This is a genomic window from Rhizobium sp. L51/94 (assembly GCF_019355555.1).
Lineage (GTDB): Bacteria > Pseudomonadota > Alphaproteobacteria > Rhizobiales > Rhizobiaceae > Rhizobium > Rhizobium rhododendri.
Map to the genome: position 1 here is coordinate 390,413 of NZ_CP072142.1, position 13,436 is coordinate 403,848.

The 13,436-nt window shown below is 54.9% G+C and carries 11 protein-coding genes and 1 pseudogene; 10 read left to right on the forward strand and 2 right to left on the reverse strand.

Annotation, left to right across the window (positions count from 1 at the left end):
- The first annotated feature begins 52 nt into the window (after nt 1-52).
- The 6 genes from J5274_RS19855 to J5274_RS19880 all read left to right on the forward strand — a co-directional run bounded on the left by J5274_RS19855 (nt 53) and on the right by J5274_RS19880 (nt 3,964).
- On the forward strand, nt 53-910 hold the full coding sequence (locus J5274_RS19855) for a DUF3313 domain-containing protein (RefSeq protein WP_224128747.1): 858 nt from the start codon (nt 53-55) through the stop codon (nt 908-910).
- An 87-nt stretch (nt 911-997) separates the two neighbouring features.
- The gene (locus tag J5274_RS29395) at nt 998-1,447 is read left to right on the forward strand and encodes a thioesterase family protein (RefSeq protein WP_209186270.1); all 450 of its coding nucleotides are present in this window, start codon (nt 998-1,000) and stop codon (nt 1,445-1,447) included.
- Nucleotides 1,448-1,699: 252 nt separating this feature from the next.
- On the forward strand, nt 1,700-2,137 hold the full coding sequence (locus J5274_RS19865) for a curlin (protein ID WP_142832365.1): 438 nt from the start codon (nt 1,700-1,702) through the stop codon (nt 2,135-2,137).
- Between the two features lie 61 nt (nt 2,138-2,198).
- Nucleotides 2,199-2,597 (forward strand): curli-like amyloid fiber formation chaperone CsgH, encoded by a 399-nt coding sequence (gene csgH, locus J5274_RS19870; RefSeq protein WP_142832364.1) that lies wholly within the window; start codon nt 2,199-2,201, stop codon nt 2,595-2,597.
- A 169-nt stretch (nt 2,598-2,766) separates the two neighbouring features.
- Complete coding sequence (locus tag J5274_RS19875; protein WP_143123453.1) at nt 2,767-3,180, forward strand: curlin; 414 nt, start codon at nt 2,767-2,769, stop codon at nt 3,178-3,180.
- 322 nt (nt 3,181-3,502) lie between these two features.
- Nucleotides 3,503-3,964: an MEKHLA domain-containing protein gene (locus J5274_RS19880; RefSeq protein ID WP_142832362.1), complete on the forward strand. Its 462-nt coding sequence runs from the start codon at nt 3,503-3,505 to the stop codon at nt 3,962-3,964.
- 132 nt (nt 3,965-4,096) lie between these two features.
- Here J5274_RS19880 and J5274_RS29290 read toward each other — a convergent pair.
- A pseudogene (locus J5274_RS29290) lies at nt 4,097-4,905 on the reverse strand (type II toxin-antitoxin system HipA family toxin); the annotation flags it as partial.
- A gap of 495 nt (nt 4,906-5,400) precedes the next feature.
- On the opposite strand from J5274_RS29290, the gene repA reads away from it, so the two are divergent.
- The 4 genes from repA (at nt 5,401) to J5274_RS19905 (ending at nt 11,309) form a co-directional block, all read left to right on the forward strand.
- Nucleotides 5,401-6,570 carry a plasmid partitioning protein RepA gene (repA, locus tag J5274_RS19890; RefSeq protein WP_142832361.1) on the forward strand — a complete coding sequence of 390 codons (1,170 nt, stop codon included), beginning with the start codon at nt 5,401-5,403 and terminating at the stop codon, nt 6,568-6,570.
- Nucleotides 6,567-7,604: a plasmid partitioning protein RepB gene (gene repB / locus J5274_RS19895; protein WP_219275543.1), complete on the forward strand. Its 1,038-nt coding sequence runs from the start codon at nt 6,567-6,569 to the stop codon at nt 7,602-7,604. The genes repA and repB overlap by 4 nt, the downstream gene beginning before the upstream one ends.
- Before the next feature lie 153 nt (nt 7,605-7,757).
- Nucleotides 7,758-8,972: a plasmid replication protein RepC gene (gene repC, locus J5274_RS19900; RefSeq protein WP_219275544.1), complete on the forward strand. Its 1,215-nt coding sequence runs from the start codon at nt 7,758-7,760 to the stop codon at nt 8,970-8,972.
- Nucleotides 8,973-10,997: 2,025 nt separating this feature from the next.
- Nucleotides 10,998-11,309 (forward strand): KTSC domain-containing protein, encoded by a 312-nt coding sequence (locus J5274_RS19905; RefSeq protein ID WP_143123450.1) that lies wholly within the window; start codon nt 10,998-11,000, stop codon nt 11,307-11,309.
- A gap of 960 nt (nt 11,310-12,269) precedes the next feature.
- Here J5274_RS19905 and J5274_RS19910 read toward each other — a convergent pair.
- Nucleotides 12,270-13,184, reverse strand: a complete 915-nt coding sequence (locus J5274_RS19910) for a recombinase family protein (RefSeq protein WP_257625737.1) — start codon at nt 13,182-13,184, stop codon at nt 12,270-12,272.
- Nucleotides 13,185-13,436: the final 252 nt, after the last annotated feature.

A 13,436-nucleotide genomic window follows, 5' to 3' on the forward strand; every position in this document is an offset into this window, starting at 1 on the left:
AACCCGATTCCACGACAATGTGTATCTCCCTGAAAATTGGACTTTAATGGCTATGACGATCAAAGACTTGCGCCAGACCGTTTTCAAAACCCATCTCGTCATCTGGAAGGCGGCCGGACTTTGTGTCGCGCTCAGTCTTGCAAGTTGCAGCTCGGTTCCGCTGACCGAGTCCGGGGCGCTGACGTCATACGGCAGTCTGGGAGCGAGCGAAGGGCGCTTTAGCAAGTCCCGCTCCTACGTAGATACACCAGCATTGCTGGCTGCGACTACAGTTGCAATTTCTTCGACACGCTTGTCGCCTCAGGCCTCCTCGAGCATTCACAATACTGGCGACGGGCGTCTGGTCTCCAATGCCCTTGATCGAGCGCTCTGCATCGGCCTCAGCGATCGATACAACATCGTTGGTCCCGGCGAGCCCGCCGACATCACCGTCAAGGCCGTCATCACGGACATCGTGCCAACCGGCAAGTTCGCGGCCGGATTATCGACGGCCGTCAGTCTGGGAAGCTCGGTCGTCCTGCCCGTTGGCGTGCCTCGCCTCCCCATTGGCCTTGGAGGACTAGCGGTGGAAGCGGAAGCCCTCGACAAGGACGGCATGCAGAGGGCAGCCATCGTTTGGTCCCGCGGCGCGAACTCGATCACCAATCAAGCGAGGGTCTCCGAAGTCGGAGACGCCTACGGCCTTGCCTCTGCCTTTGCCGGTCAATTCGCAGAAATGCTTGTGAAAGGAAAGAACACCTCTGGTTTACACGTGTCGCTCCCATCCCGGCAGAAATTGCGGTCACAACTCGGTGGGGCACCAAAGAACGCTGCCTGTGAAGCTTACGGTCGTGCACCCGGTGTCTCCGGATTGGCCCTGAGCCTTCTTGGCACGCCACCATCCTGGAGCGATTCTGGCCCTAAGCTTTAGCGCTTGGCCACGGCATCTTTCAAAGAGGCAGAGCCCTTTCCTGACGCGCTGCAGCCAAGCTGCGTCCCAATACCGAGAGCAGGACCATTGATATTTCAACCAGTTGATAAAAGGCAGCTACCTGAGACCTCGCCTCTTCCTTCGTTCGCGCCAACGTTCGATCTTGCAATCGTCGTTTCGCCGACCGACATCGATGAGCAGGGGCACGTCAACAATTCCATCTATCTTCAGTGGGTGCAGAAAGCCGTCCTCGGCTACTGGCACCACATCGCACCAACCGATGCCCGGAGCGATCTGGTTTGGGTCGCACTAGCTCATCACATCCGATATAGAAAGCCGGTGCTCCTGGGCGATCCCATCCGTGCTTTGGTGACCGCGACCCACGCGTCTGGACCTCGGGCATCCTTCACAACGCTGGTGAAGCGTCGCGATGAGCTTTGCGCGGAAATAGAAAGCTCCTGGTGCTGCATCGACGCCTCGACAAGGCGTCCCCATCGACTGGCAAGGGAAATCATAAGGGCCTTCCTGCCTGCGTGACAGAGGGAGTAAATCTCACGACTGGCGTTATCAATCGAGCGATCTGGCGCGGTCCGGCCAAGTTACCCCAAATCTTAAAGCGCGTTTTTTCAATTCCTTCGCTTTTCAAAGCAGTTACTTGGCCGTGACAACATTGGCGGCGGCCTCTGAGAGTGAACGCTGACTGAATAGTGTCTTCAGCTTCCATTCCAAAGCTGGCGTCTAGAAAAGGGGTGTTCAACCGCGGTCCTATCCGCCTGAGGAGACAAAGTCATGATCCGCACGTCTTTCATTGCAACCGCACTCGTCGCTCTCGTTGGTCTTACCGCCGCAGCCCCTGCCATGGCCAACGATGTGCGTATCGAACAATATGGCTGGTCGAATTCTGCCGGTGGCGCGCAGGAAGGGTTCGAAAATAGGATCAGGACCTATCAGAACGGTGGCTACAACCGGATTGTCGGCCATCAATACGGTCGTCATAACCTTTCGGCTGTCGGTCAGGAGGGCAATGGCAATTACGGCGCCACCTATCAGAACGGTAACCGCAACGTAGCTGGTATTGGCCAGTTTGGCTCCAATCACACGACTATCCTTACCCAGGATGGCAACGGCAATATCGCAGCCGGCGTCCAGGTCGGTAGCGGCTGCAGCGCAAATGTCAGCCAGGGCGGCAACGGCAACGTCGCAGCCTTCGTCCAGACCTGCCCGTAAGCTGCGGCTCGATGACGTCGAAGAGGTCAAGTTCGCAACCGCAGACAATAGGGAATGACCCATGCCAAATAGCGTTGAATATCCGCGCCGTCTGATGACAATTCTTGCGCTGGCCCTGCTTCCCGTGACCGCCGTCGCGGCGATGATGACGGCTGGGCAACCTGACGCGGCGCAGCTTTGCCGCATCGAAGTATCGCCCGGAGCAGGTGTGGTGAAACTGGACGCGCGTGTCGACGTCGATAAGCATGTCAGCGGAACCTACACATTCCGTGTCGAGAAGACGGGGAACGGCGGTATCTCTACGACTAATCAGAGTGGCGATTTTGATGCGACAGTCGGACATCCGACAATCCTCAGCTCCGTCTCCCTCGAAACTGGAGGCATCAAATACAAAGCCACATTGGATGTTCTGATCGGGGACAAGAGTTTCAGCTGCTCGAAACAGATCCCCGGCAGCTAAAGGCTCAGCACTCTGCAATCCCTGAAAAAGGGCGCCGTTTTGGCGCCCTTTTTGCTTTCGACCAACACCACACCACTGAACGACAAGTGAACGGGCAATTCCAATCTGGTTCAGCGACAGGATGCGAAAGTTGATCAACGGCCGAGGTAGCCGATGAATGGAGACGAGGATGACCCGCAACGTGATTAAAATCCTTACCGTCGCTCTTCTTGCTGGGAGCATCGGGCAAGTAGCCTTGTCTGTGCCAGCCTATGCCGGCGGCCAGATCTCTTTCAATCTCGCGCCGGACAATGCTGAGGATAGCGGTCTTTTCTCAACAGGACTGCGCGTCTATTCGCTCTTCCGCGGCCTGAAAGGTGCTGACATCCGCCAGCTGGGCCGGGGGAATGTGGCTGGCATCGCTCAGGCGGGTCGCGGCAATCTTGGATTCATCCAGCAACACGGCAACGGTCATTCCGCAACCTTGCGGCAGAATGGCGACAACAACGCCTACGGTATATTTCAATATGGGCGCAATGCTCGAACCGACGTGGTCCAGGACGGGAACAACGGCAGCGGTGCTACCTTTAGCTACGGCTGGTAACGCAGTTCATCAATGTAAAGAGGTCGGTCGAGGTCGGTCATACGCGTCACCTTACTCAGGACAACGCGGCGCTTGCGTGCATCGGTCAGCAGGTCGATAGAAAGCCTGGTGCGCAAGGAGAACGGCGATGCGGCCACGCATACGTTGGCGACCGGGAACGACGCGGCATTTGCCGTTGACTAATTGCTGCGCTAAGAGAGCTGACACGCACAGAAAGCGCGCCGTTGTGTAACTTGAAGTTCGGATGCGGCTGGCACCAAAATGGGCTCACTCAATTGTCCAACTGGGCGCCTGATCCAGTCCAAACAATTGAGGAAAGTGCATGCCATCAACCGACCGAATCGTCCTTGAACCCTGGTACGACAAAGCATTGTTTTATCTGTTGGTTGACAGTTACCGGCGCATTGTCGGCAAGGCGCTGGTGCCCGATGACAGCGATGCGCATTGGCTCTATCATCACGCCCCATTCGCTGTGGTCGCTCACAACACCGATCCAGATCCGCTCTTCATCTATGCGAATATGTCAGCTCAACGTTGTTTTGAATATGACTGGCAAGAGTTTACGTCCTTACCATCCCGTCTTTCCGCCGAAGTTCCCAATCGTGCTGACCGACAACTGCTTTTGGAGACAGTTGCACGCGACGGGCATGCTTCCGGGTACAGGGGCGCTCGGATAGCAAAGTCTGGGCGTCGCTTTTGGATCGAGGATGGCTGTGTCTGGCAGTTGACCGAGCAAGACGGTCTGACGTACGGGCAAGCTGCAACATTTTCGATCACAGACTAGGCGGTCTGCTAATTTACGCGCACGAAAGTGGGGCTGGTCGTTGAGCACCGCTCGCCCGGCGAACGCCTACGCCTGACGCCCTATCGCTTCCGTCTTTTCTGCTTATCGACGATCCTGTCGATCCAGCGCTGCTTATGCAGGTTCACGGTACAGCTCAGTCGAGGCGGCATGCCCATCAATCATATTGCGGACCTTGGCTGCTATCGGCAGGTGGCCTTTCTCCGCGTCCCACACTGCGCGGAAACGTTCGACTGTCTTGCGTGCGGTGTCGAGCACCAGCTTTTCGGACAATTCCACCTTGGCGGCGAGACGCGCCAGTTCGTCCATTGACAACGCGGCCATGTTCTTCGTCCTCGAGAAGTTTAGTGCCGCCGTATCCTCACCTTCGATATGGGTATCGTCGATAGCAGGTCGTAAGCGGGTGAAAGCGCCGGTGTTCGTCTGTCGGGATAGATCAGCGACCAGTTCTTCAGATGCATGTCGCCATTGCATATCAGCGTACTAAATACGAGCCGCCGTATGAACTCGGCGACGAGATTCCCAGCATGCGCGTGATGCTGGGGTAATTGCCTTTGCTGTGCCTATCGTCGGGTTTTACGCCGAACACCTGTGCGAAATTCTCGATATGGACCGGCCCGTGCGTTGTGCGATCAAAGCGCCTTATCGCCAGCGCCTACCCTTGCAACTCACTGAGACCTTGCGGTAGGCCGCTGACGGCTTCCAGATCGACCAGCTGAATCTCGGGTACGTTCATCCCCGTCATACCGGCGATCGTCATCATCGCGAACTCGTTCTCGGGAACGCCGCTATATTGTTGCGACGGCAGTTCACGATCCATGAACCGCCAGCCCGTCAGCCGGTATGGTCAGGCCACCTGCCTTTCCCGTGTTCCAGAATCCCGAGAATTTCAGCTGCACGCCGGCCAGCGAAAACCGCAAGGCTGCCTAGAGAGGCTGCTCGCGATCGGCGAGCTCATCTCGTACCATGTCTGCGCGCGCGCAGTTGCCTGGCCGTCCCTCAAGGTGGCAACCGCATCTATATTTTCACCCCAACCGGCAGACGTAACGCATCCAATGTAAGCGTGATCGACGACGACGGAAGGAGGCTACAGAGGCCTCAACTGCAACGCTGAGTCGGTGGGTCGCATCTCGCGGGCCTGTTTTAGGGTCCTATAACGTAGATAAATGACCGAGTTTCACCTGAGCGCTGTAAATTATCTACAGGCACTAAGGCTATGAAAGATAACACCATTTGAGATTAACGCGAGTGATGTTAACGTCTCGTTACCCAAAATGCGGTTGCAGCACGTCCAGAATCGCTGCTTAGTGCAAGCATCGGAGCAACGCCATATTTCCGCTTGGCAACGCTATTTAGGATAATCGGCTTCTGAAATGGCTCAACTCATTGGTAACATCCCGCCCGCAGACGAAAGTCTCATGGGGCTTATCGAGCGGCATTCCGATACGCTGTCAAGTCAGCTTCAGGCCCATCATCTAAGCGTCTTTCCGCCCCATGCGGATAAAACGATCCGCTATTTTCAGCCGGCTGAAGCCGCAAGGTTTATCGGTGTGAAAGAGGTGTACCTGAGAACTCTTGCGAACGACTTAGCCGACGATCTCGACGTTAGCACCGGCCCAGCAGGCCGGCGATCATATTCAGCGATGGATATGCATAAAATCCGCAATCATTTGGACAAGGTCGGCCGCGGAAGTCGGCGTTATCTTCCACACCGTCGCAACGGAGAAGATCTACAGGTCATTTCCGTTATGAATTTCAAGGGTGGCTCCGGCAAGACCACGACCGCCGCGCATCTCGCACAATATCTGGCGTTGCGGGGCTATCGCGTTCTTGCGATCGATCTCGATCCGCAGGCAAGCTTGTCCACCCTCCTAGGGGTTCAGCCCGAGACGGATGTCGGCGAGGGAGAGACGCTCTACGGTGCGCTGCGCTACGAGGCCCCTCGGCCCATGCACGAAATCGTCAGGGGGACGTATATTCCCGATCTTCATCTCGTACCCGGCAACCTCGAACTCATGGAATTCGAGCATGACACCCCGCGTGCGCTGATGAAGCGAAAGCCCGGCGATGTTATGTTCTTCCAGCGGATGAAGGCAGCCCTCGCCTCGGTCAAAGACAACTATGATGTTGTCGTCGTGGATTGTCCGCCGCAACTTGGCTATCTCACACTGTCTGCAATCGCCGCCGCGACCTCATTATTGGTGACCGTTCACCCGCAAATGCTGGACGTGATGTCGATGAACCAGTTCTTATCGATGATGTCCGATCTTTTGCGCGAGATCGCAGGACACGGCGCGGAGTTCGACTACAAATGGATGCGTTACCTCATCACGCGCTTCGAACCGAGCGATGGGCCGCAAAACCAAATGGTCGGTTATCTTCGCGCCATGTTCGGCGACAACGTGCTGATCCACCCCATGCTCAAGACCACAGCTGTCTCTGATGCTGGCCTCACCAATCAAACGCTGTTTGAGGTTGAGCGCGCTGCGTTTACGCGGGCGACGTATGATCGGGCCATGGAGGCGATGAACAATGTAAACGGAGAGATTGAATCTCTCATCAGGAAAGCATGGGGACGGGCAGCATGAGCCGTAAAGACATCTTGCCAATTCCGCAGAACATTGGCCGCGTCGAAACAACGCGCCAGGCCAAACCGCGCACTTTGCCACTCATGCCCGAGCCGCAAGATAGGCTGTCTCTCGTTGAGCAGCCGAAAGCAGAAAACAAGATCGTCAAACAGGTCGGCTCGACGTTTGAACTGGAACGCGAGCGTCAGGCGCGTGCCGACGATATCGAGAAGCGCCTGCTCGCCGGCCAATCGGTCATTGATATGGATCCCAGTACAATTGACGCATCGTTTCTACAAGACCGAATGCCCGGCGACATAGATGGGCTAGTGGTCTCAATTCGTGAGCAAGGGCAACAAGTACCCATTCTTGTGCGCCCTCACCCCGATGTCCCAGGCCGATACCAGGTCGCGTTTGGCCATCGGCGCCTTCGTGCCGTTGCAGAACTCGGACTGAAGGTCAAGGCAATCGTCCGCGATCTCAGCGACGATCAGCTTGTGGTTGCGCAGGGACAAGAAAACAATGAGCGCCAGGATCTCACCTACATTGAAAAAGCTAGGTTTGCTGATCGCTTGAAGGCGCGCTTTGCCCGGGACGTGATCATGTCAGCCCTCTCTGTTCAGAAGGGGGATCTGTCGGTCATGCTGTCCGTGGTCGCCAAGATACCAGGAGAGCTGATAGATGCGATCGGTCCCGCTCCGGGCATAGGTCGTCGTAGTTGGATGGAATTTGCCGACTATTTGACCGTAGGAAACAACCTCGACAGGGCAATCGATATCAGCGAAAGCGAAGATGTGCGGGGTCTGCCATCGGACGAGCGGTTCAAGGCTCTTTTGAAACAATTGAGGCCCAACGCGGAGCGGCAAACATCAGAGCCTTGGACAAGCCCCCGGCAGCATCGTCTTGGGCTAATTAAACACGGCAAAGCCACGCTGGATATCTCAATAAGCACGAAAGACGCGCCCGATTTCGCCGCGTTCTTGCTGAACCAAGTACCTGCACTCTACGATGAATTTAAATCGAAAAGTGCCGAACATCAACGCAACGGAGAGTAGACCGGAAAAGAAAAAGGCCCCCAAAACGTTGCCGTCATGGAAGCCCCTTCTGTAGTCCGCAAACACAGAATCGCACTTCCCTGAAAAACAGTCAAGAGTCTCGGCACCATTTTGGTGAGCGGATTTCTTTTGCCTATCGAAAGGTAAGAGATAATGCACACAGAAAGCGTAACGACGCCCTTTGGGCGGCGGCCAGTGACGCTTGCCTTGATCAAACGGCAGATGGCGGCTGTGGAAATCAAACCAGGAAAATCAGCAAACAAATGGAAGGTGTTTCGCGACATTGCGGCAGGAAAATCACTGCTTGGCCTTCAATCTAGCAGCCTTACAGTTCTGAACGCGCTGCTGAGCTTCCATCCTGACGCAGAGTTGCGTCAGGATGGAGCGCTCGTTGTGTTCCCTTCGAACGTTCAACTTGCCCTGCGCGCCCATCAGATGTCCGATGCAACCATCCGCCGACATATTGCCGCCTTGGTCCAGAAGGGTCTGATTATCCGCAAGGACAGCGCCAACGGCAAGCGCTACGCCCGCAAGGACAGATCCGGCGCCATAGAATCTGCGTTCGGCTTCGATCTCTCCCCATTGCTCGCCAGAGCCGATGAGTTTCTGTGTTTGGCCGAGGAAGTGGCCGCCAAACGAGACGCATTGCGAAAGGCAAAGGCCGACTTGACGATATGCCGTCGTAACGTCCGTAAGATCCTCACAGCCGCGATCGAAGAAGGCGCAGAAGGGAATTGGTATGAGATGGAAAACACCTATCTGGGTATTGTCCGCCGCATGTCCCGTTCACCCACGATTACAGAAATAGAGGCTTCTCTAGCTAAGATGGAAATGCTCGAGGCCGATCTTATCAACCGTCTGCATTTGTTGGTTAATCCTGGAAAAATGAACGGCAATGACAGTCAAAATGACCGGCATAAACAGAATTCAGATCCTGACTCTGCTATTGAATTTGAACCGCCTGTGAAACAGACCGCACAACGGCGTCCCATTGGAAGCGAAAGCACGCCAAGAGATGCACGGGCGATGTATCCTTTGGAAACAATTTTGCGAGCGTGCCCACTTATCTCGGACTATGGCCCAGGAGGGACCATCAACAATTGGCGTGAGCTTATGAATGCGGCCGTCGTCGTCAAGTCTATGCTGGGAGTCAGCCCGTCTGCTTATCGGGACGCATGCGAACTTATGGGACCAGAAAACGCAGCTGCAACGATTTCATGCATTTTACAGCGCACAAATTTTATTACTTCTGCGGGCGGATACCTTCGAAGTCTAACCGGGCGGGCGAGAGAGGGGCGATTTTCCCTCGGTCCCATGATTATGGCGCTTCTTAAATCCAGCATTGGCGAGGAACACTCGTTTGGTTAGCAAAGTTTGCCGCGGCAAACTTTCCCCTCTTAGGAGTTTGCCGCGGCAAACTTTCCCCTCTTAGGAGTTTGCCGCGGCAAACTGCGCATTTCATCAGCCCAAGGGACAGTCAATCGCGATTTAAACGGTCCCGTGACTTCTCAAAACCCCCTCGTCCCACGAAACAAAGAGGGTCACAGGCACGATCGGAATGCCAAGACGAGCTTATCCCGTGCCCACAGCATGGGTAACCAATGTGAACGCCGGAACATCGCACGGCGACATGACTGGACCCCAACGAGGCTCCGAAAGGCCGACAACGCAATAGAAACCAGACTGGTCCTACACAGTGTGCAGTCAGCCGAAAGAATAGGATTTCCCGATCGGTTGAGAGAGTTACAGGCAGAACCCCAAGCATGTGCCCACTGAACCTCCATAAGACGTGCGAAAGAAGCGCTCCGCGCAGTTTCGGAACTCCATATTGCAGCACCTATTGGCCAGCAACACGCCCTTGGTCAGACGGCGCCGTTCGACAGGCCTTAGACTAGCGGCCAGCAAGAAGCCTAAATTCATTCTACTCAGCGGCTAAGCCGGAGACTGTTCGACATTGCATCGCAATTCTTCACCCATACCTTTGCAGCCGCCTCGCGGTAAGCGGCATTCCCCCTGTGGGCAAATTCTCGGGAGGAGACATGTGTGCTTCACGCATTGGCGTGTGGACGCCGTGTTAAGTTGGGACTGCGCTGCTCCGCGGGCCATAAAATGCAGACAACGACATCGTCGTCCAACGCAAGGATTTTTTCATCCCCACGACGGCGAGAGAGTTCCTGCGCAATTTCATGTTCCTACGAAACAAGCAACGCTCTCAGCCAGCTGGCAAGGCCGGTGAAGTTGAAAGCGCAAGGCACCAAAAAAGTGTTGCCTTGCAGCCGCACACGCTAGGAGCAATGAGCGCCAGGGAAAATGATAAGCGCCAGACGTTTCCTTGTTTCGGCCGAAAGACGGTAGCTAGTGCCAAGCAGGTCTTGTTGGGTGGCGACGCCTCGGGATTGTGACGCAAACTAGACAAGTGTGGGTGACGCTATGAGCGTTACGTTACTGCTCTCACGTGCGCCGCCACGTTCGCATGACGGTTGAAGTCGATACGCAACCGAGGGTAAAACGGCCAAAGCGCGGAGCCGGTGCCCGACAGATCGGTCCTCTGAGGATGCTGGACGCTCTTTTGACTGCTCCTTCCCGCCAGCATTCATTACGTTCGTGCGGCGCTTCTGTCGGTCTCCGCTTTTCCAGAGCACTGTCCTTGTCAAGCGGACGGTTGCATGACGAACAGAGAGGACGTAACTCCCAAGGAAAGGCGGCATTCAACTTGATGACCAGAAACGAGCGCCCCAGCATTTGGCTTGTCTGCCAGATGGAGGGGAATTTTCATTGGCAGAAATGACACGAAGCCGAAGAACACAAACCCCCGACGCGAGTTTGCGAATGGGTTGCTGGCGGCCGTGGTCTGACCTCTTGAAATAATCCCGCGGCGTTAGTGTGAGGTTTCCCGGCCTATTTCGCGCGGGTAGCAGCAGTGGACGCCGTAGATCGCCGCTTGGGGAATTAAACAATCTGCTTGAGGAGGCACCCGATCGGGTTGTTTCGTTCCAAGTAACGCCACTGCAATGGGACTAGTTTTGGCATTCTCCAGTCGTGGAAGTTCGAGATTTGAAATTACACCGGCTCTCACTGTCATCGAACGCCTTGAAACGCCGGCATTGGGTAAAAGTACCGGTGTTGCTCACAGCCTGTGAGGGCTTCGAAATAAGGTTTTAAATAGCTTCCAGTTGTTTGAGTCAATAAACAAGGGATGGAGCGTTAAAGTCGATAATTGCCATAAATAAAGACACTATTTTCCCAGTGAAGGCAGAGTAAAGCGCGGTGAGACCCCTGCTTTTTCCCGCGGGCCCATTGGATTCGAGCGCACCGAGCCCTTGGCGTCATTTCATGACACTTGAACTTTCTGTGTTGCAGTGCATTATAAGTCGATACTAGGGGGTTTATCCAATGGACGCAGAAATCCTGACAGTTAACTTTAAGTCGAGAGCGGTACGGACGGTTCACTATGAATTCGCGAGCAACCGACTTGTAGTTATCACGGCGCACGGCAAGACCCGCGTTTACGGCAGCATACCATTTGAGCTTGTGAAGGCCTTTGCGGAGCATCCGACGCCTGGCGTGTTCTATGAGAAATATCTAAGGGCGGCGCTCAGGCCGCAACTCTTGTCCAACTTGCTCGTCAAATTCGTGTTGCTCAGGCGTATCAAGCGTGTTGAAACGACCTCGCCTGCTGATGTTAACCTGACGGTCTATTCCTAGCTGGCGATGTGCATTGATGTAAAAGACAGGCTGGCCACATGTCTTTTCGATGCATCCCGCGAAATGTCAGGCCGGCACGTCCACGTGTTGCGCTGAACCATCCAATGTACCTCGAGGTATATCGCTCTTATACTCGACCATGGTGATGTCGCCTCGGTAACCCCACCCACTTGTTGCCCAGTGGCAATGCTGGTGGGCAACCCTCCCTCATATCCACCAACCTTGAGTTCGACGCCAATCCGCTTCCGGCGGCGTTATCCAGATTGTCCATCTTCCGACAAGTTGACTGCTGGCAGTATGCTGCATCAAGCATCATCTGCGCGTATTGCATTTTAGTTGTTGTAGTCCCGCGGACATTCCTTTGGTACTTCCTGTTTAAAAAAAATGGGAAAATACCGCCGCATTAAAAATCAATGCATCACAAGTAAATGGCGCCAACGTCGCGCAGTCAAATTGAAATGTTTTCTCGATTCCAATAGTCGGTGCGATTATCGGCAACCGCCGATAAATTTTGAATGCCAGTTGATGTTACTATTAATTCTTGCCAATTGGTTTGGATTAGGGAAGATGATGCCAACACATTCCGACCCGGACGATGATCTTCGTTGAGTTGAGAATGTACCAGCGGGTGCCGACGGATGTTAAGAACAGAATTTCGTACTGCCTGTATGATTCTGGTAGTGAGCCTTTCTGCTTTGAGCGCAAATGCCGATACGACCGTTACTCCAAAGTCAACACGGAGTGGCGGCCTACAGATCGAAAATCAATGTCGCATCAGAGCAGATATTTGCTTCGATATATGCGACTCCGAGAAAGATGACGACCAGCATATGAGATGTCTGGGAACTTGCGTGGATGAATTTGATACCTGCAAGAAGGCGGGTGCGACAAAGTGAAAATTCATTTTTCTGGATGCTGAGGTAAGGGCGAAGGTGCTTATCCGGTATCTCCTTTTTGCTCTCAGTCGCGTATCAGCCCGAACCTGCGGGCCTCGTCGAGAAAATGACGAACCGAGGATGGTTGCCACTTTCGGCCACCGCGGGGCGGTGTCTCGCCGAGCAATTCCAATTGAGCCCCAATCCCTCGAAGCGATAAGGTCGGATCGGCAATCGCTATTGCAGCAATGAGCGTCATGAGGCGATCGTCCGGCGTGCGGCGTGGTGACCGGGTGAGCAAGGCCGAATCGGCGAGATTGGCCCGGGCCATCCTGTGGACAGCGCGCCGGAGGCGCTCGACAGTCCAGTCCATGCCACGACGGTTGAGCACGCGAACGACATTATCCCAACTGTGATCCGGTCGAAGCTTCTTGACTGTCGGCAGCCAGACATCTGCCGAGCCAACCAACTGGGAAAGATAGTTTTTATCGCGTGCTTTCGATGCAGCTTGGATCGCCTCCGGCCGCCGATCCCGTAGACCCGGATTTCCAGCTAGCTTTCCTCGGCTCTTTGCGGCCCTTATGCCAGCTTTGGTCTTTTCGCTGCCACGCCGTTTCTCAAGCTGGACCAACGCCCGAACAATTGAAAGACACGCAATGCCATGGGGAGGAGAAGTGTCAATCATATCTATCATTGAGCGCAGATGAACGCCACGCTTCTCGAAGTCCTCCATCAGTAGCAGCAAGGAGCTTGGCGAGAGGTCCAGTCGGTCGAGGCGCACGACGACGAGGGTGTCGCCAGCCCGAAGCTCGCCGAGCAGTCTCGTCAGGACGGGATGACCGTGAGAGGGATGAGACGGACGCTCATCAAAGATCCGCTCGCAACCCGCTGCAAGCAGTTCCGCCTGCTGTGTGTCCTCAAATTGCTCATCGCTCGCAGTGCGGGCATAGCCGATGATCCGTTGCCGCTTCAACAGGTCGCTGGATGCACGTTGGATCACAGTCGTGCGTCCTCCCAATTGGCTCGATGCGTTACTGTACAAACAATGTGGATCAGTAACCGCCCCATTACAAGTAAGTTTTTGATACTCGTATACGGCCTCCTGAGCGGCAAAACGCCTTTGTCGTGAAGCGTGGAGAAGCAAAGGGCATAAAATCGCCTGGTGACGGCTTGTGAGGAAACTCGCGCCTAAGACTTTGCGAACGCATCAGGGTGATACCAAGTCAGCAATGCTGCTTGAACCACAGGAATG

Bases quoted from the DNA above. Each gene is read 5' to 3' on its own strand.
- J5274_RS19905 (WP_143123450.1), top strand. From the start codon at position 10,998: ATGGACGCAGAAATCCTGACAGTTAACTTTAAGTCGAGAGCGGTACGG.
- J5274_RS19855 (WP_224128747.1), top strand. From the start codon at position 53: ATGACGATCAAAGACTTGCGCCAGACCGTTTTCAAAACCCATCTCGTC.
- J5274_RS19875 (WP_143123453.1), top strand. From the start codon at position 2,767: ATGACCCGCAACGTGATTAAAATCCTTACCGTCGCTCTTCTTGCTGGG.
- J5274_RS19865 (WP_142832365.1), top strand. From the start codon at position 1,700: ATGATCCGCACGTCTTTCATTGCAACCGCACTCGTCGCTCTCGTTGGT.
- repA (WP_142832361.1), top strand. From the start codon at position 5,401: ATGGGGCTTATCGAGCGGCATTCCGATACGCTGTCAAGTCAGCTTCAG.
- csgH (WP_142832364.1), top strand. From the start codon at position 2,199: ATGCCAAATAGCGTTGAATATCCGCGCCGTCTGATGACAATTCTTGCG.
- J5274_RS19880 (WP_142832362.1), top strand. From the start codon at position 3,503: ATGCCATCAACCGACCGAATCGTCCTTGAACCCTGGTACGACAAAGCA.
- repC (WP_219275544.1), top strand. From the start codon at position 7,758: ATGCACACAGAAAGCGTAACGACGCCCTTTGGGCGGCGGCCAGTGACG.
- repB (WP_219275543.1), top strand. From the start codon at position 6,567: ATGAGCCGTAAAGACATCTTGCCAATTCCGCAGAACATTGGCCGCGTC.